This window comes from Roseixanthobacter pseudopolyaromaticivorans, assembly GCF_043195145.2.
Taxonomy (GTDB): domain Bacteria; phylum Pseudomonadota; class Alphaproteobacteria; order Rhizobiales; family Xanthobacteraceae; genus NCEH01.
This window is the reverse complement of record NZ_CM195539.1, coordinates 1,254,900-1,273,887: the sequence shown is the minus strand read 5'-3', so window position 1 is coordinate 1,273,887 and position 18,988 is coordinate 1,254,900. Positions and strand designations below refer to the sequence as shown.

The window sequence follows — 18,988 nt, the reverse complement described above, 5'->3', positions numbered from 1 at the left end:
CTGGATAGCCTCTTCGGGATGATCTGCTCCGGGGTCCGGCGGCAGGTATCGGTCCAAAATGATGCGGGGAGGAGCGCTCTCCCCGCATCGTTGCTCATGCCCCTTGCAGCTTTCGATGGATGGCGCGCGCACGTTCGACGACCTCATCTGCGGTCGGCGGATTCTGCGGATGCCAGCTCAGGCTGAGGGGCGTGTGAATTTTCATCGGGCGGCCGATGCCGTCGGTGGAGAAATAGAATTCGCCACGCGTCAGCCGGGCGATATCGTCCGCCGCGCCGCCCTTTGCCGCCATCAGGTCCCGCGTCGCCTCGATGGTGGCGGGCGCGCTCATGCGCCCATACACATGGGTGGTGCAGTTGGAAATGATGGCGTTGTCGATCCCCCGTGGAAGCTGGGTCGCGAACACCATGCCCAGCCCGTATTTGCGGGCCTGGGCGGCAAGCGATTTCGTGCTGGCCTTGCACGCGGTGTTCAGCTGCGACGGCGCGAAATTCTGCGCTTCGTCAAGCACATATAGCCGGCTTGTCGGACTTGGGTTCTGCTTGACCCAGGTGAACAGCGCCATCTGGAGTTGGTTCACGAAGGTCTGGCGCGACTCGTCGCTGGCAAGCCCGGAAAGATTGATCACCGAGATCCGCGTCTTGTCGGGTGTGCTGGCTTGAAACAGCAGGCTGGGATCAAGCTTGGGGCCCTCGGCGCGCAGCAATGGGTTGGTGGCGATGACCGCCTGAAGCTGATCGGCAATTTCCGCCGCCAGGTCTGCAGCGTGCCCGATCCTGCTGAGATGGTCGGGCAAGTCGGCCAGAAGAGCGATTAGATCGTCGAGATCGCCTCCGCGTTTGGCGAAGGCGCGCAAGGCATCCGCAAGGACGCCTTCCTTTAGCTGCGCCCTGCGGCCGCCGCCGCCGAGAAACGGCGCGAGGGTCGCCCGCGCCATTTCGACCGCCTGAGCGCGTTCATCCTTCTGAGCGTCACCGATGGCGGCAAAATCGGGAAGCAGATTGAGCGAGATCGGGTTGCCGCCGCTCACCCCCGGCGTCCAGATCACGACCTCCGCCCGCTGGTGATACCGTGCGGCTTTCTCATCGTCCTCGCCGGTGAAGCCATCCGGCCGCAGAGGCCACCGGTCGCCCAGCCGGGCCAAGTCGTTGTTGATATCCAGCACGATGGAGGGGATACCCAGCAGCGCCGCTTCCTCCACCATCCGCCGCAGCAGCACGGTCTTGCCGGAACCGGAACCGGCCAGGATCGCCACATGGCGGCTGAGCAGATCGGCAGCCAGCGACACCGGTTCGCCGAGAGCGCCCTGCCTGAATTTGCGGCCGATCGCGATTTCGCGCGGCGCCGATATGGGCGCCGCCGCATCGGCCTGACCGGACGTTTCCAGGGTGCCTTCGTGGGAGAGGGCGTTGGCCGCCGCTTTGGTTTCGACCTCGCCTCCAGCGCGTTGCAGGAATGGCGGGGGGCACAGGCCGACGGCTCTGAACACGGCGGTCTCGCACAGCGGCTTGCGCGCCTTCAACCACGCATCGAATTCCGGCAGCCGCCGCGCGGCAAGATCGGCGAGGGCGGCGAACGCGCGAAGATCCTCGTCGGTCGGGGCGATGAAACGGCCACCAGCCTTCAGGAAATGCTCCACCTGCGCCCGTGATTTCGGACCAGCAGGGGCGTCGCCTTGGCGCAGAACGAACAAATGACGGAAATTCAACGCCCGGTCGATGCCAGACGCGGTCATGGCCGCCGCAAGGCGCGACTGGAAGGCGATGGCATTGGTGTGGCCGATCAAACGGAAACAGTAATGCTGCTCGCTGTCGCCCGATTCACGAAAAGTGAATGTGAGGCGGCCGTGCAGAGAAGGGCGCTTCTGGTCCGGATCCGGCTGGAACTCGACATCGATGTCGTCGGACAGATCGAGATGCTGTTCGAACAGGCGAAGCGTCCGCTCGAACAATTTGCGCAAATCGTCCTCGCGCTCCAGCGACATGAGGCCGGCGACATTCGCCATTGCCATCGCCCGCGCATAGATCGGGTCCAGGTCATTCGTCGCCGCCGGTGGGGGCGCGAGCACGCCAGATGGATCGAAGGTGAGACATTCGGTGACGCGCCCGTCTGCGACACACCGCAGCCGGTGGTCTTCACAGCGCTTCAGCAATTGCCGGGGCGAGTAACCGATGGCGGTTTCAAATGCCCGTTCCGCGAATGGCCAGGTCGGATACGGCGGGACGAAATCCGTGGCGGCATAAGCCGTCATCAACCGCGCCTCCACCACCGCACGGGCAAGCGCGCTGCTCGGCAACGGGTGCAGCAGGGTCGGGTCCTTATAGCGGGCGGTCACGGCCACGCTCGCGGTCCGCTCCAGCACCCGCCAGGTGGCCTCCAGACAGGAGATGACCGTGACCGCGCGCCGTTTCGTCTCGTGCAGATCCATCAGCCCGTGAGCGAGCGCCTCGACGATGGAGCGGGCCTCCGATTGCTCCTCCGCCCCGCCGTCGGCGACAGCGATGGCGCGCATGTTGGCGGCGGAAACGATGGCGTCGATCTGGTCCACGGCGATCAATGTGGGCGCGACAAGGCTCATCAGCCAGGAAAGGCCACGTACCACATCGATGGGTCGGTTCTCTCCCTTGAAGCCGAGCTGCCGCACGTCCTGCGGATCCAGCGTCATGCCCTGGAGCCACGCATGGGCGATGCTCTGCTGATCAAAATCGGACGAATTCAGCAGGATCAGCGCCGTCACCACGTCCCTGTGCAGCCTGGTTTCGTTGTTGTGGTGCCGCGACAGCCCGCGCAGATAGCAATTCGCCACGTCGCGGATCAGCGCGTTCGGATCGCTCGTCTCGCGTTGCGCGAGCGCCTCCACCTCCCCGTCGATGCCAAGCAGTTCCGCGATCTTCAGGACTAGATGCTCGTATTGGGTGAGCCCGTCGGGGCGGCGGACCTGAAGGGAGTTCAGGAACCCCAGGGACACCGAGGACCAGAAATCCTTCACGCCCACCAGGTCCAGCAGGACGAACCACCCGCCCTGCTCCCAGATCCTGCGGCGCAACTGGCCGATGAGATGCGTTTTTCCATAGCCCGCCGGGCCCATGATGACGCGCCCCAGCGGCTCGTCCGGATTTTCCGGATCGCGCGTCTTTTGAGCGAAGTAGCCGACGATGTCGTCGAGGCAGTCTTTGTGCAGCACCGCCACATGATGCTGAGGGTCGCGCCACACGCTCTTGAGGTGCCGCGTCCAGTCGAAATCGACGGTGCGAAAAACATCGAGTTCCCGCGTTGAAGGCGAGACTCTTGCGGCCGCTGCGGCGGCAAGTTCCACGGTATCGCTCATCGCTCGATCCACAAGATGTGACGCGGCTCACCGCCGAAATAAATGGCAGCCTCGCGGTCGCCGTCGGTGACTTCCATCCGATTGTCGAGCTGATACAGAATCGCCTGGCGGTCCGCCTGCATCTGCTTGAGTTTTTTATCGAGGGTATCGCGATCCACATCCGTCATCTTTGCCCGCACATCTTTCAGCAGCGCACGCGTGTTGAAGCGGCCTGCTGTCAATTCGAGATAGATGCCGCGGATGCGGGCCTCCAGATTGCCGGTGGACGGCTCCAGGCCGGATGCGGGTTCCGATGGCGGCGCATGCTGCGCCTGTGCGGGCTGCGGATCGAGAATGTTGGCGAGCGCGAAGCCACGCACCGCCATGAAGCTTTGGAGCTTCGTAAGCCAGGCATGGAGAATGGCAGTGCCAGCGATGGAGCGATCCGGCAATGCGGCGCCCATATTGTCGCTCGCCCACCCCCACCCCTTTTCCGTGACCTCGACCCAGATCGCGCCCCGGCGCCGCTCGCAGCGGATCAGCCCCGCTTTTTCCAACGCGTCGCGATCCGCTTTTTCCGGCACCGGTTGAACATCTCGTTGAAACGCCGCTGCTCCGGTGCGTGCAAGCAAAGCCCACATGAATAGTGCCTGCTTATCGGGTCTAACTGCTTTCGTCTTCCCTGCCACTTAGCCCTCCTGAGGGAATTGAGCGCGCCGCAGGCGCACCAGATCACGGATTTTCTCGACGGCCTTCTGGTAATCCTGCGTGACTTCATCGTTTGCCAGGCGCAGCACCATGTATCCGCTGAGCATCAGTTCGTAGTCGCGGTGCCGGTCGCGCAAGAAAGCGCCACGGGTGCCGTGGTCCGAGAAGCCGTCGCACTCGACCACCAAGCGCCCTTCGGGCCATAGAAGATCAACCTTGGGGCGGGTTCCGCGCACGGTCGTCACCGGGCGGTTGAAGCCGAACAGCGGTCCGAGTTCGGCGTCGCCCAGCAGTATTTTGGCAAGCCGCTGTTCGATCTCGCTGAGCGGATGCGGATTGCCGCGTGCAGGCGCGAGCCACGCGCCCTCGGATTCCCGCGAATCCACCCCAGCCCCATCCACGTCTGCGAGCTCCGGATCGTCCGGATCGCCGGCGCCGTTCGGCATCACCCGGCGGGCACCATGCATCAGCCGATCGAACGGTGGTTCGTTGGGCGGGAGTCGCGCGAACAAGACAACAACGATGCCGGGCAGATGCCGAGAGATCCATTCGAGGCCGTCCACGAGGACCGATGCATGCGTTGCCGCGTCTTCGATATCCGCCGCATCGAACACGAGGACCAGGCCCTCCGGGCAGATGGTCCGTGCCAGATACTGAATTTCGCTGCCCTCCGGCAGTCCCGGAACGCGCGGCAGCCGCTCGTTCAGGACCAGGCGCGCCGCCGCCTCGGCCCACGACGGCGAAAGACCGAGGATGCGCGTCGCCGCATCGCGTGCGCGAATTCCCGTGGCAAGCCGCCCAAGAGTGTCGTTTCGATATTCCGCGAAGCCTTCCTCGCCGAACCAGACCGGCCAGATCTCGAACGCAGCGCGCGCCAGCACATCAAGCACCTGCGCAATCATGGCACCGGCGGTCGTAACCGCCGCGAGCGGGACGTAGATTGCCCGGCCGCGCTGCGCTCCGGGACCCACTCGATCGAGTCGCACGCGTAAGGTGCGTGCAGTCATCCCTTCGATCGCGAGCAATCGGCCCTGCGGGATACCGAGGATGAAGGACGCGACTTCACCCGAGGCGATACTTTCCAACGGAACGCCCTCCACGTCCATGTGCGCTCGTCGAGTCTAGAGGAAGGGCCAAGGGGGGTACAAAAAGAGATTGAAAATCACCAGAACACATATTCAGGCTGTAACGCTAAAAGGTCTCTCCACCAACGGCAAGCTGCCAAGCGCCGCCTGCGGCAATTGCTCCTGCATGTTTTCAGGCTTGGCCAGGGGGCATCGGAGGGGGCACGCATTTTAAGCCGACTACCCGCTTGAATTGAGCCGGGAATGCCGTTGTTCGAAAGGGCAAGAAGGAGCGGAAGGCCGGTTGGCTCAAACGCCGAGCGCCGCCGAAAAATTCTCTCTTCGCGATCCTTCTCCGCCCGGTGACGCCGTTGGAAAGCCCTGCTATCCAAAGCAACGCTCCAGCTGTTTTGGCGCGCTGGAGCGGGTTCTTTCGGGGGCGAAAGATGGATTTGCCGTTCTGGGGCCAGGCCAGCGAAGAGCGGTCTGCGCGGGCGTCGCGTTATCTGGCATCCACCTCTTTAGCATCGATCTGTCTCGGCGGCTCGCTCGCGCTTCTGCTCTCCGCGAGCGGTTCGGCGGGACAAAGCTTCACCTGCGTCGCCAACTCCTGCACCACCGATAATGCCACTTGGTACACCGCCAACAGCAATGGCACGCAGGGCACGAACTCGTCGGACAATGATTATCCCGGCGGAACGGGAAATCCGGGTACACCGGCGCAGGTGGGCAATGCCTCGACTACCGCCATCGCCATCTACGCCACCTCGATCGGCGGCCTGGGCGGCAGCGGCGCGGAGGCGGGATTGGACGGCGACCATCCGACCCAGGGTCCCTCCAATGGCGGCGACGGCGGCTCGGGGAACATCGCCACGGCGATCAACAGCGGTACAATCTCCATTCCCGCGGGCGCGGCGACGGTGCGATCGGCGGTGAATGCCTACGCCACCGGCGGAAACGGCGGCGCAAGCCAGGATGGATCCGGTTTCAACGGCGGTTCGGACGGCGGCTCGGGCGGCATGGGCGGCACCGCAACCGCGAACAATAGCGGCAGCCTCACCTTGATCTCGAACGGCGCCAGCGGCCTCCTCGCCGTAGCGTCGGGCGGAAACGGCGCGATGGGTGGCGACGGCGGCTTCGGCTCGGGCGCTGGCAACGGTGGCAGCGGCGGCGCGGGCGGAACGGCAAACGCCACCAATGCTGCAGGCGGTACCATTTCCACTGCCGGCTCGGACGCCGCGGCGATGCTCCTCTATGCACTCGGCGGCACCGGCGCGAACGGGGAAGATCCAGGCAATGATTACGGTGCCGGCAATGCCGGCAATGGCGCAAAGGGCGGCACGATCGGCGCCACCAACAATGGGACGCTGATCACCTCCGGCTACAGCTCCGCAGGCATCTGGGCCGATGCCAGCGGCGGCGCAGGCGGTGCTGGGGGCGACGACGAGGGGTCCGGCTCAGCCGGTGGGGCGGGCGCCATCGGAGGCACCGTCATTCTGGTGAATTCCGGCCCCATCACGACGACCGGAGGATTGTCGTTCGGCGTCGGTGCCGCTGCCACCGGCGGCGCAGGCGGGCACGGCGGCTACGGCGCCAGCGAATACAATTCCATGGGGTCTAGCGGAGGCAACGGTCTCACCGGCGGGACCGCGACCGTCAACACCACCGCCAGTTCCGTCATCGTCACGACCGGCGCTTCGTCCTTTGGCCTTTGGGCCCAGGCGAACGGCGGCGCGGGCGGCAATGGCGGCGGCCTGGAGGCCGGGGCAGACGCGCCGGGCGCGGGTGGCACCGGCGGAAACGGCGGCACGGCCAGTATAAATGCACTTGGCACGGTCGCCACCTCGGGCGCGAATGCGCCGGGCATCGGCGTCTTCGCGCTCGGCGGAAACGGCGGCATCAGCGGCGCGCTCACGAGCGGCGGCGCTGGCGGCAACGGCGGCACGGCAAGCGCCATCGTCAATCTTTCGGCAAACTCGAACGGCGCGCCCACCGCGTCTGGCACCGCGTCGGACGCGCTTGTGGTGATGGCGACCGGGGGCGCCGGCGGCACCGCGGATACAGGCGGCATCGGCGGGACGGGCGGGTCGGCAACGGCGATCGTCACCGGCACGCTTTCCACCACCGGCGATACCGCCTCGGCGGTGGTCTGGGCCGTGGCGAATGGCGGCGCGGCAGGCAACAGCACCGCTTCGCGGGGCATTGCCGGCAGCCTCGGTGGAACTGCCGGAACCGCCAGCGCATCCCTCGGCACGGCCGAAGGAGGCACAGCGCAGATTTCCAGCACGGGCACCTATTCCCCCGGCGCCGGCGCCACCGCGATCGGCGGGGCGGGCTCTGCGGCGTCGCCCGGCAACAATTTCGGCGACGGCGGAAATGGCGGAAACGGCGGCGGCGGCAGCTCGGCGACCGTGGTCGCCTATGCGGGAAGCACGATCTCCACCACCGGCGCCAATTCCGCCGGCCTTTATGGGGCGAGCGACGGCGGGGCCGGCGGCCAGGGGGGCAGCTTTTCCAACGGCGGCACCGGCGGCAAGGCCGGCACCACGCAGGTTACCAACGGTGCCGCGATCACCACCTCCGGACAGAGTAGCGCCGGCATCCTTGCCACCGCCATCGGCGGCGCCGGCGGCAGCAACCCCAACCCGGATTCCAGCAATCTTCAGGGTTATGGCGGAAATGGCGGAGATGGCGGCACCGTCACCCTGACAAACAGCGGCACGATCCTTACCTCCGGCGACACATCCGACGGCCTTGCGGCAACGGCGGCCGGTGGCGCGGCCGGAACCGCGGCGCTCGGCAATGGTGCGGCGGGAAATGGCGGAACGGTCACTGTCACCACCACTGCTTCCTCGATCATCGCCACCCAAGGCACGGGATCGAGCGCGATCTGGGCGGACGCCTCTGGCGGGACCGGCGGATCGGTCACCGTCACCGCGGGCGGCATCATTTCCACTGCCGCCAGCAACGCCCCGGCTCTGCTCGCCACCAGCTTCGGCGGCATCAGCAATAGCTCTGGCCTCGGTGGGGCGGGCGGCGCAGTCACCGTCACGGCAAACCTCGCCCTGCCCAATGGCGGCGCTACGACGGCGGCGGCCAATTCGGCGGGCCTGCTGCTCCAATCGACCGGCGGCGCGGGCGCGGGCAATGCGGCTGGCGCAGACGGGGGCGGGGGCGGCGCGGTTACGCTTAACCTCACTGGAAACGTGACCACCGGCACGAGCCTCGCCGGCGCGAACTATTCATTTTCGCCGGCCGCATGGATCGCCAGTACCGGAGGCGCGGGCGGAGCGGCCTTAAGCGGCTATGGCGCCCATGGTGGAGCAGGCGGCAGCGGCGTCACCGCCACCCTGAATTTCGGCAACAGCTCCGGCGTGGCGGCCCAGGCGGTCACCTATGGCACCAGTTCGGCGGCGCTCGGCGCGGTCAGCCAGGGCGGCACGGGCGGCAACGGCTCCTCCGCCAATGCGGGCGACGCGAACGGCGGGGCGGGCGGGGCCGGCGGTGGAGCTGGCGCCAGCGCGCTCACCACCTATGCCGGAACCTCCGTAACCACCAACGGTGCCACCTCTGCCGGCCTCGTCGCGCTCAGCGTCGGCGGCGATGCCGGCACAGGGTCCGGCCAGAACGGCACCGTAGGCAATGCCGGCAACGGCGGCCGCGGCGGCGACGGCGGCACGGTTTACGTCACCAACGCTGCCGCCATTACGACTTACGGCACATCGTCCTACGGCATCTATGCCGCCGCCCTGGGCGGCAATGGCGGCGCCGGCGGCCTCTCCACGGAGACGTTCGATTCTGACGGTGGATCGGGCGGAGCCGGCGGGTCTGGCGGTTCCCTCTCCGTCGATTTCGCGGTGACGGTGACCAATGCCGGCACCATCACAACCAGCGGCAACGCCGGCTACGGCATCTACGGCCTCAGCCAGGGCGGGAGCGGCGGCGCCGGCGGCGGGGCCAACGGCCATGTCTATGAGCAAGGCGGCAATGCCGGAAACGGCGGCGCGGGCGCCGGCATTTCGCTGACCAACACGGGGACCATCACCACCTCGGGCAACCAGGGCTACGGCATGTTTGGCCAGTCCATCGGCGGCGGCGGCGATTCCGGGGGCGCGGTGGACGGGCTCGGGCCCATCTCCATCACGGTGGGCGGCAACGGCAGCGGCGGCGGCGCGGGCGGCGGCCTGAACCTGGTGAATTCCGGGCTCATCGCCACGACCAACGATTCCGCCGTGGGCATTTTTGCGCTCAGCGTCGGTGGCGCAGGCGGGGCGGGCGGCACGGTGGGCACCACCGCCGGAAGCTTCGTGGTACCGAGCGTGGCGGTGGCGCTGGGCGGCGGTGGCGGCTTCGGCGGCAACGGTGGCGACATCAACGTCACCAATGCCGCGACCGTGATGACCCAGGGCCTGGACGCGGCGGGCATTGCCGCCCTGAGCATCGGCGGCGGCGGCGGATCCGGCGGCAATGCGGATTCCAGCTCCTACAGCCTCGGCTATGGCGAAATCCCGAACATCGGCGTCACCATCGGCATCGGCGGTTCAGGCGCCTATGGCGGCAACGGCGGACAAGTCATCGTCTCCAACCTCAATTTCATCAGCACGCAGAGCGACCAGGCCTATGCCATCCTCGCCCAGTCGATCGGCGGGGGCGGTGGCAACGGCGGCAATGCGGCCACCTCAACCTATACCTACGGCTCCTCGCTGGTGCTTGCTCTCTCGGTCGCGGTGGGGGGCGGCGGCGGCGGCGGCGGAAGCGGCGAGACCGTGACCGTCATCAACAATCCCAACGCCTCGCTGACCACCTCGGGCTTCGCCGCGGATGCGATCTATGCGGCCAGCATTGGCGGCGGCGGCGGCAATGGTGGCACCGGCACGGCCGCGACCTCAGTGAGCCTCCCCTGGTCCTGGTCGGGTCAGCAGGATGGCGTCGACCTGAGCACGAGCATCATTCCGTTCTCGTTCAATGAATCCTTCGCCGCGTCCATCGGCGTGGGCGGCACCGGCGGGTCGGGCAATATCGGCGGCACGGTCAACGTCACCAACAACGGCTTCATCAGCACCACCGGCGTCGATGCGCGCGGCATCTTCGCCCAATCGGTCGGCGGCGGCGGCGGCACGGCGGCGGCGGGACAAGCCGCGGGCACCGACGACTACCAGCTGAACCTCTCGGTGGGCGGCAAGGGCGGAAGCGGCGGCGACGGCGGCGCGGTGACGGTTGTCAACGCCGCAGGCGCCAGCATCGTCACCACCGCCGATGGAGCCCATGGCATCGAGGCGCAATCGATCGGCGGCGGCGGCGGCAGCGGCGGTACCGCCTCGTCAGATCCGGCGGGCGCGCTTGCTGGCGTCCTCGCCGACACGATCGAATCCGAGCTGAAGGCGATCCTCGCCGCCAAGCTTCCCGCCTATGCCAATTCCGAGGCTCTCAAGCTGTCCTTTCCGACCACCGAGGCGAATATCGCCGTCGGCGGCGCGGGCGGAGCGGCGGGCAACGGCGGCGTGGTCACCGTTTCCAACGCCGGCAGCATCTCCACACAGAATGACGCGGCGTTCGGCATCTTCGCCCAGTCGGTGGGCGGTGGCGGCGGCAATGGCGGCGGCGCCACGCTCTCGGGCAGCAACGTGATCAATGTGAACGTCGGGGTGGGCGGCGCTGGCGGCGCGGCGGGAACCGGCAATCTTGTGACCGTGACCAACACATCGCTCATCACCACCCAGGGGGATTCCGCCTTCGGCATCCTCGCGCAGAGCGTGGGCGGTGGCGGCGGCGTTGGCGGGCTTGCTGTGGATTCGACCAGCCTTTCCCTCACCGCGTCGATCACGGTAGGCGGCGCGACGGCCGCAAACGCCAACAACAACAATACCCAGCAAGGCGCCACCGGCGGCGCCGACACGGTTCAGATCACCAATTCCGGCACCATCAAGACCGCGGGAAGCGAATCCCACGCCATTGTCGGGCAGGCGATCGGCGGCGGCGGCGGCGTGTTCATCATCAATCCCGAACAGGCCGGTCTGAACGGCCCCACCAATGCCGAGATCGTCTCCCTGGAAAACCAGATCGTCCAGGGGCTGCTGGGCCTCGGCGTGGATCTCAACGCCATCGCCGCCGCCTATGCGCAGCAATTGTACGCCGCAAACGGCACCCTCGCGCTCACCATCGGCGGCTCCGCACTGACCAGCGGTGGAGGCGGCATCGTGAACATCACCCACACCGGCACGGTCACCACCACCGGCGACAATGCGTTCGGCATCCTGGCGCAATCCATCGGCGGCGGCGGCGGCTTTGCCACCGACGGCGCGGGCCCGACCATGCCCGTTACCGTCACGGGCGGCGTCGGCGGCAGCGGAGCCGGTGCCGGCGGCAACGTGAACATCCTGCTCGGCGGCGGCAGCAGCATCCGCACCACGGGCACCGGCGCGATCGGCATCTTCGCCCAGTCCATCGGGGGCGGCGGCGGCTATAGCGGCGCCATGAATACGTCGGGCATGAGCGTGCTGCCGCCGAGCGCGGACCCGGACGTCAATATGCTTGCGGGCGTCGTGAGCATCGCCATGGCACCGAATACGCAAGGCGGCATGCTGATCTCCACCACCGGCGCCAACGCGCACGGCATCTTCGCACAGAGCCTCAGCGGAGGTGGCGGAGCGATCGGCTCGGCCCAGGGCATAGCGCTTCCACCCGCCACCGGCACTTTGCGAGGCGCTTACGGCTTGTTCGGCGGCGGCGGCGTGAACATCGACTTGACCGGCACCATCTCCGCCACCGGCGCGGGGTCCGCCGGCATCTTCGTGCAAAGCGGATTCCAGGGCACGAATGGCGCCATCATCGGGGGCGGCGGCACGATCAATGTGAATTTCACCGGCACCTTGGTCGGCGGCAGCGGCTCCGGCGCGGCCTTGGTGCTCCAGGGCGGAAATCCGAACAATACCGTCACTTTGGGGGCGGGCAGCAACGTCAGTGCGCTGTCCGGCACCGCGATCATCGGAACTTATGAAAACTTCACCATCACAAATGCCGGCACCCTCTCGGGCAACGTGGACCTCACTCAAGCCCAGGCGAGCACGTTCCAGAATTCCGCCGGCGCTCTTTTCAATCCCGGCGCGCTGGTCGGGCTCGGCACCAGCACCACATTCGAGGGTGTGCCCTATGGCGGCACGTTTACCAATGCCGGAACGCTGAATCCCGGTGGCCGCAACGTACAGCTCTCCACCATGCTGCAGGGCAATTACATCCAGAGCGCAGGCGGCATCCTGGGCATCGACATCAATGCGGCCGTCAATGCCGGGCAAACCAACGACGTCCTCAATGTCTCCGGCACGACGAGCCTGGGCGGCAGCGTGCAGGCGCTGGTCGGCGCGAACCTGCTGCCGCTCACCTACACCATTCTCACCAGCTCCGGCGCGATGACCGGCAGCGCGCAAGTGATCCAGCCCTCGCCGCTGGGGGTGATCAATTTCGGCCTTCTGCAGCAGGACAATCAGCTGCTGCTGACCCCGACCGCCAATTTCACCCCGTCGGGAGTGCCCCTCACCACAAACGAACTGGCGATGGCGCAATCGCTCCAGCAATCCTGGAATACCACCTCGACGGGCCTGTCCTCGGTGTTCGCGAGCCTCGCCAATGTGCAGACGGCGGCCGGCTATGAGCGCGCCTTGCAGAACCTCTCCGGCGACCAGATGCAGGCCGCCGCCGTGAACCAAACCCGCGGCGCGCGCGCGTCGCTGACCGCGGCGCTGAGTTGCCCCCTCTTCTCCGGCACAGGAACCCTGCTTGCGGAGACCGACTGCACCTGGGCGCGGGTCATCGGGAGCCACACCGAGCAATATGCCGACAGCAACGGCAGCGGCTTCACGCTGGACGCCCTCACCTATCGCGTGGGCACGCAGAAAGAGGTGATGACGGACTGGTTCGTGGGCGCGACGTTCGGCTATTCCGACACCTCGCTCACCACCAACAATGGCTTCGGCTCTTCGGATGGCGAGGGTGCGGACGGTGCCCTCTCGGTCAAGCATCAGGTGGGGCCGTGGCTGTTCTCGCTCGCCGGGCACGCCGGCTTTGGCAGCTATGACAACACCCGCAATATCGTCATCGGCACCAATCGGTGGATTGCCGACGGCAATGCCAGCGTATTCACGGCCGGCGCACGCGCCCGCGCCTCCTATGAGTTCGCCTTCGCCGATTGGTATCTGCGGCCCTACGCCGATCTCGACCTGCTCTACACCTATATGCCCGGCTATTCGGAGACCCAGGCCGGGCCGCTGAACCTCTCCATCTCCTCGCTCAAGGAATGGACGTTCGCCTTCAGCCCGGCAGTGGAAATCGGCGCCCGCCTGGACCTAAGCCCGGATTATTGGCTGCGGCCCTACGGCAGCGTAGGCGTGACCTTCCTGTCCAACGACAGTCTGGAGTTCCAGAGCAGCCTGGTCGGCTCGGCGCCGTCGGTGCCGAATTTCATCAATTCCGTGCCCATGCCCGCGACCTTGCTGGATCTGACGGCGGGGCTCCAATTGGTGAATTCCAAGCGCTATGAGGTCCGGGCCGAATACAAGGCGCAGATGGGAAATGATTTCCTCGCGCAAGAGCTGAGCGCCCGGCTTTCAGTGCCGTTCTAGCACACGGGTTCGCGCCGGCCGCAGCAAGGAAAGACCGGCGCGGCTTTTGACTTGAATCATACCGCCACGCCCATCATATGCCGTAAGGTAAGAATATAATGAATACATTGAGGAGCAACGCCGTGGCCTCTATCTCGGATTTCAAGAGCATCCTTGTGGGCGTGATGGAAGAAGGCACTGAGCGCGCCAGTTCTGCCCTGGCCTATGGTCTGTCCTTTGCCCAGGCGAATGCGGCGCACATCACGGTGCAGGCTGCTGCCTTGAAGGTCAGCGTGCCGCGCAGCGCGCTGAGCCATTTCGCGGATGAACTCGCTGGTTCGGAAAATCGCCGGGTGCGCGAGGCGGCGGTCGCGACGGTCGAACGCGCGCGCGGCGCAGCGGATGCCTCGGGCCTCACCTGCTCGGTGGAAACCCTGCAACTGCCGCTGGCGGAGTTGCTGGACGCCTTCGTCGGCCAAGCGCGGGTGCATGACATCACCGTGCTGGAGACCACGCCCGAGCCCATGGAGATCGGCCGCGACATCATCGAGAACGTGGTCACCCGGGGCGGCCGCCCCGTGCTCGCCGTGCCGCCTGGCATCACCACCTTCAGCGCCGAGCGCATCGTCATCGCCTGGGACGGCAGCGAGCGCGCCACCCGCGCGGTCGCCTTCGCCCTGCCGCTGCTCAAGGCCGCGAAGGAGGTGGAGATTCTCTGTATCAAGGGCGAGAAAGATCTTGCCCACGCCATTCCCGGCGCAGAGCTGGCGCCGAACCTCGTGCGCCACGGTGTGAACGTGAGCGTAAACGACATCAGCGTGCGCGACGGCGATGCGGCCGAGACGTTACGCGGCCAGGTGGGCCTGTTCCGGGGCGACGTGGTGGTGATGGGCGCGTTCGTGCACTCGCGGCTGCAGCAATGGGTTCTGGGCGGCTTTACCCGCGCCTTGATCGAGCGCTCGCCAGTGCCGCTGTTCCTGGCGCACTGAGAGACTGTGATCCATTGGGCGATTGGAGGCGGTAACCTGCAGCCTCTTCTCGCGGCAAGGTTAACGCGATCTTCATCCGCTCCTTATAGCTGCCATAACGGCTTCAAGGACTTATGGCGCCATGCCTGAGAGCGACGAAATCCGCTGCCTTCGGGATGGCACAATGTCGCTCAAAAACGCCATAAGGCCCTGCCAAATCGGCCGTCTGCCGCCGGATTGGACCGCAGAGTCCACCCGGCGCATCGGATGAATTCAAGGATGTATCGCCCATGATCTCTCGACGGTCCCTCCTCGGCGGTCTGCTCACCGCCGGCATTGCCGCTGCCGCGCCCATCGCCGCGTCGAGCCAGGCCGATGCCCAGATCTTCATTCAACCGCCGCCACCGCCGCTGCGCATCGAACGCCGCCCGCCTCCGCCCCGGCCGGGCTGGGTGTGGGTATCGGGTTTCTGGACCTGGGATCGGCGTCGCCGCCGCTATGTCTGGGTGCCGGGCCGTTGGGTCGCCGGTCGTCCGGGCTTCCGCTATCGCGACGGCACGTGGGTGCGGCGCGGCAACACCTGGGTTTATCAGCCGGGCGGCTGGTGGCGCTGAACGCAGCTGCCCAAGGCGCAAATGAAAAGGGACCGTTCGCCTGGCGAACGGTCCCCCTGTTTTGATCCGGCGATACTTTGATCCGCCGACGCGAAGAGCTCAGGCGGTCGGCGCGGCCGGAGCCTGGCCGGCGGCGGGAGCCGGGGCGGGATCAGCGGTGACTTCACCCGCCGCATGGGCCGCGAGGGCGTCGCGCAACGCGTTTTCCTTGGTATGGTCGAAGGACGTGCTCATCACCGTGCCGCCGACGCCGCGCAGATCTTCCAGCACCTTGTCGGTGGTCATCTTGCGGATCAGCAGGAACAGGCCGGCCGTGCCGGGCTGCAGCGCGCTGGCGGCATCCTTCACGAACTGATCGTTGATGCCGACATCGGTCAGCGCGCCGCCCAGCGCGCCCGAGGCCGCGCCAATGGCCGTGCCCACTAGCGGCATCATGAAGATGAAGCCGATGAGCGTGCCCCACAGCGCGCCGGACATGGCGCCGGTGGCGGTGGTGTTGATGAGCTGGTTCAGCTTGATGTGGCCGTTCTCATCCTTGACGGCGATGACCGCATCGCCGAGTTCGATGAGATATTCCTTCTGCATGCCCAGGATCTTGTCGCGAACCTCGACGGCCCGCTGTTCCGTGGGGAAGGCGATGAAGACAAGATCGCTCATGGCCGGTTTCCTTAAAGCTTGCTGCGGATATCCACCGCGCCCGCTTGGTGCGGCGCGGCGGCTCCGGCCGCTGGAGCCGGCGGATTTCGACCCGCCAAAAGCCGCCCCGTCAGCCCGAAGCCGGGGCATGTGTGACATGGTTTCATGTCAATTCAAACAGCGGAAGCGGGAGCGCAGCAATTGCGTACACGACAGCCAATGCCAGCGCCGTCGTTGCCGCTTAGAGTCAGGCGAAGGGCTCGCCTGTGCGCTCACGTCCTGCTCGGGACGGCTTTGCGATCTCAACGATCGGACGTCAGCGCATCCGCCGGCGCACGCGCCTCTCGCACGGCCGCCGGCGCCTGGCTGGAGGCTACGCCCAACGACGAGTCGCGCTCACCCTTCTTGGGGTTCGCCTTTTTAGCGGACTCCTTCTTGCCGACGGCCTTCTTGGTGCCGGTCTTCTTGTCGGCCGCTTTCTTGCTGCTTGGCTTCTTGCGATCATTTTTCTCAGCCCCCGTTTTTTGGGGACCAGCCTTCTTCCCGGCCGCCGGCTGTACGCGCGCGCCGCTCTCGAGAGAGGGCTCGGTGGGATGCGGCGTAGGAACGGCGCCGCGCGTCTCGATAGTAACGCCGTTGGCAGAACCCGGCGGAACCGCTTTCAAGGCCTTCACGCCTGCAGCTTTGTTCGGCTGCTTCTTCGCCGCTGGCTCACGCGGCAGAGCCTTCTTGGCCGGCAGTTTCTGCGGCTTCGGCCGCCCTGTCCCAATTTTCTCCGGTGCTTGGTTCCCGGCACCGACGCCGAGTACGACTTCGCCAGTCCCGGCATCATCGTCCGAGCGCTGACCTTTCCCGGCCGCGGGAGATGCGCTGCTCGCCGCGCTGAGGTCGGCCTTTTTGATATCGGCCGGCCCGACTGCACCCTTCTTGGGCGCAGCCTTTTTGGAGGCAGCCTTCTTCGGTTCGGCCTTTTTGGGGGCGTCCTTCTTTGCTTCTGGCTTCTTTGCTTCCGCTTTCTTGGGCGCACGCTTCTTGGCCGCTAGCTTGCCTGCGATCGCGGGTTCGGCGTCGCGCGGCCGCGCGTTTGGCGGAGCGGCTTCGCCCTCGGCGGCCACAGGCTCCTCGAGCCCCTTGCGCTTATGGGAGCCCTTCGCGACGCTCTTGGCGGCCTTTTCCTCTTCCAGAGCGGCCAGCTTGGCGGCATGCCGGGCGGTGAGCGCTGCGGCGAATTGCAGGATGAGCTGGCCGAGCCCCTCTTCCTGAACGGCGGCAGCCGCGCTTTCCGCGCTGAACCAGAAGCCGACACGCTCCAACCGCTCCGGCCACTTCTTCACATAGCGTTTCACTTTCATGGGAAACACCATCACGTCGCACGACACCGAACGGGTCGGCGAGAGGCGCTTCTCATAGCTGTATAGGCCAACAGCGGCATGCGCCATGGCGCCGATCAGGCCAGCCTCTTCATAGGCTTCGCGCGCGGCTGTCTGAGAGGGCGTCAATCCCTTGATGGGCCAGCCCTTGGGCACCACCCAGCGGCGCGTCTCGCGCGACGTGATCAGGCGAATCTGCACTTCCCCGTCCTGCCGCTGCCGATACGGCAGAGCGGCATATTGCAGGCGGCGCAGCGAAGGTTTGTCGGACGTTATCGGCATTTTTTGAAATAGAATCTCCCTTGAGGCATTATGAGGCAAGGCGGCTGTCATAAGTCCACCGGTGATGAAAAAAATCCCGCGCCCCCTTTCGGAACCGCCTTGCCGACCCGACGTTGGACCTAATCGACGTCCCGGTTAGGCATCACGCCCGGCGGACAATGGAGAAGCCCATGTCCTGGCAATCCCAGGCCGCGTCCGCCCCGTCCCAGGCCCGAACCGACACCGAGGCATCTGCCCTGCGGTCCGGCCTGATCGCGGCGTATCGTTCCGTCCGCGGGGAAACCGAGCATCGCTCCGCACCCCTTTCGCCCGAGGATCAGATCCTCCAGTCCATGCCCGATGCGAGCCCCATCAAGTGGCATCGCGCCCACACCACGTGGTTCTTCGAGCAGTTCGTGCTGCGCGAGCACGCGCCCCGCTATGTGCCGTTCGACGATCGCTTCGCCTTTCTGTTCAATTCCTATTATGTCGCCGCCGGCCCGCGTCACGAGCGGCCTAAGCGCGGGCTGATCTCACGCCCTACCGCGCAGGAAGTGGGTGCCTATCGCGCCCATGTGGATGCGGCGGTGATCGCGCTGCTGGAAGAGGTGGAGGAGGCCCGCCTTCACGGCCTCGCCACACTGATGGAAATTGGCTTCAACCATGAGCAGCAGCATCAGGAATTGATGCTGACGGACATCCTCCACGCCTTTTCCATCAACCCCACGAACCCGGCCTATGATGCCGCCTGGACCGCCCCCTCCACTGGGCCGGACGTGGGCGAGGACCCGCGCGAACAGGTGCTGCTCGCCGGAGGGATCTACCGCATCGGCCACGAGGGCCCCGGCTTCTCTTTCGACAATGAGGGGCCCGCCCACCAGGTGCTGGTGCCTCCCACCAAGATCGACCGCCATCTCGTGACCAATGGCGACTGGCTCGCCTTCATGGAAGCCGGCGGCTACAGCGACCCGCTCCTGTGGCTCTCGGAAGGCTTCGGCGCCGCCCAGGCCGGTGGCTGGGAGGCGCCGCTCTATTGGCGGCAGGTGGACGGGCACTGGTTCGCCCTCACCCTCGGCGGCCTGCGCCCGGTGGATCTCACGGCACCGGTCTGCCACGTCAGCTATTACGAGGCCGACGCCTTCGCGCGCTTCGCCGGCAAATCCCTGCCCACCGAGCAGGCGTTCGAGGTGGCCGCCGGCAAGGGCCTTCTCGCCGATGCCTTCGGGGTGGTCTGGCAATGGACGCGCAGCTTCTACGGCGCCTATCCCGGCTATCGCGCGGCCCCCGGCGCGCTTGGCGAATACAACGGCAAGTTCATGGTCAACCAGATGGTGCTGCGCGGCTCCTCGCTCGCCACCCCGGTCGGCCATGAACGCACGACCTATCGCAATTTCTTCCATCCCCATCAGCGCTGGCAGTTCAGCGGGCTGCGCCTCGCCGACGAAGCGATCTGACCGAGGAATCAT

Annotated in this window: 9 protein-coding genes; 4 read left to right on the top strand and 5 right to left on the bottom strand. The window is 66.4% G+C overall.

Annotated features, from left to right (window positions below; genetic code table 11):
- Positions 1-94: 94 nt before the first annotated feature.
- The 3 genes from V5F68_RS06165 to V5F68_RS06155 are packed head-to-tail and all read right to left on the bottom strand — an operon-like array spanning position 95 to position 5,121.
- On the bottom strand, positions 95-3,328 hold the full coding sequence (locus tag V5F68_RS06165) for an ATP-binding protein (protein WP_394013752.1): 3,234 nt from the start codon (positions 3,326-3,328) through the stop codon (positions 95-97).
- Positions 3,325-3,996, bottom strand: a complete 672-nt coding sequence (locus V5F68_RS06160) for a hypothetical protein (RefSeq protein ID WP_394013751.1) — start codon at positions 3,994-3,996, stop codon at positions 3,325-3,327. The genes V5F68_RS06165 and V5F68_RS06160 overlap by 4 nt, the downstream gene beginning before the upstream one ends.
- A complete protein-coding gene (locus V5F68_RS06155; RefSeq protein WP_394013750.1) occupies positions 3,997-5,121 on the bottom strand; it encodes an endonuclease domain-containing protein in 1,125 nt (374 codons plus the stop codon).
- 404 nt (positions 5,122-5,525) lie between these two features.
- Between V5F68_RS06155 and V5F68_RS06150 the strand changes: the two genes are divergently transcribed.
- From V5F68_RS06150 to V5F68_RS06140, 3 genes are all read left to right on the top strand, one after another.
- Positions 5,526-13,694 (top strand): hypothetical protein, encoded by an 8,169-nt coding sequence (locus V5F68_RS06150; protein WP_394013749.1) that lies wholly within the window; start codon positions 5,526-5,528, stop codon positions 13,692-13,694.
- 122 nt (positions 13,695-13,816) lie between these two features.
- Positions 13,817-14,662 carry a universal stress protein gene (locus V5F68_RS06145; protein ID WP_394013748.1) on the top strand — a complete coding sequence of 282 codons (846 nt, stop codon included), beginning with the start codon at positions 13,817-13,819 and terminating at the stop codon, positions 14,660-14,662.
- A gap of 269 nt (positions 14,663-14,931) precedes the next feature.
- Positions 14,932-15,255, top strand: a complete 324-nt coding sequence (locus tag V5F68_RS06140; RefSeq protein WP_394013747.1) for a twin-arginine translocation signal domain-containing protein — start codon at positions 14,932-14,934, stop codon at positions 15,253-15,255.
- 99 nt (positions 15,256-15,354) lie between these two features.
- On the opposite strand, the gene V5F68_RS06135 is transcribed toward V5F68_RS06140, so the two are convergent.
- Together V5F68_RS06135 and V5F68_RS06130 are read right to left on the bottom strand one after the other, a co-directional pair.
- Positions 15,355-15,912, bottom strand: coding sequence for a DUF1269 domain-containing protein (locus V5F68_RS06135; protein ID WP_394013746.1), 558 nt, complete (start codon positions 15,910-15,912; stop codon positions 15,355-15,357).
- Between the two features lie 281 nt (positions 15,913-16,193).
- Complete coding sequence (locus tag V5F68_RS06130) at positions 16,194-17,594, bottom strand: NUDIX hydrolase (protein WP_394013745.1); 1,401 nt, start codon at positions 17,592-17,594, stop codon at positions 16,194-16,196.
- A gap of 119 nt (positions 17,595-17,713) precedes the next feature.
- On the opposite strand from V5F68_RS06130, the gene egtB reads away from it, so the two are divergent.
- Entirely contained in the window at positions 17,714-18,976 is a 1,263-nt protein-coding gene (gene egtB / locus V5F68_RS06125) for an ergothioneine biosynthesis protein EgtB (RefSeq protein ID WP_394013744.1), read from the top strand.
- The last annotated feature ends 12 nt before the right edge of the window (positions 18,977-18,988 follow it).

What these genes read in the sequence shown, in the direction of transcription:
- V5F68_RS06130 (WP_394013745.1), bottom strand. Translation starts at nt 17,594, where the DNA reads ATGACAGCCGCCTTGCCTCATAATGCCTCAAGGGAGATTCTATTTCAA.
- V5F68_RS06150 (WP_394013749.1), top strand. Translation starts at nt 5,526, where the DNA reads ATGGATTTGCCGTTCTGGGGCCAGGCCAGCGAAGAGCGGTCTGCGCGG.
- V5F68_RS06135 (WP_394013746.1), bottom strand. Translation starts at nt 15,912, where the DNA reads ATGAGCGATCTTGTCTTCATCGCCTTCCCCACGGAACAGCGGGCCGTC.
- egtB (WP_394013744.1), top strand. Translation starts at nt 17,714, where the DNA reads ATGTCCTGGCAATCCCAGGCCGCGTCCGCCCCGTCCCAGGCCCGAACC.
- V5F68_RS06165 (WP_394013752.1), bottom strand. Translation starts at nt 3,328, where the DNA reads ATGAGCGATACCGTGGAACTTGCCGCCGCAGCGGCCGCAAGAGTCTCG.
- V5F68_RS06155 (WP_394013750.1), bottom strand. Translation starts at nt 5,121, where the DNA reads ATGGACGTGGAGGGCGTTCCGTTGGAAAGTATCGCCTCGGGTGAAGTC.
- V5F68_RS06140 (WP_394013747.1), top strand. Translation starts at nt 14,932, where the DNA reads ATGATCTCTCGACGGTCCCTCCTCGGCGGTCTGCTCACCGCCGGCATT.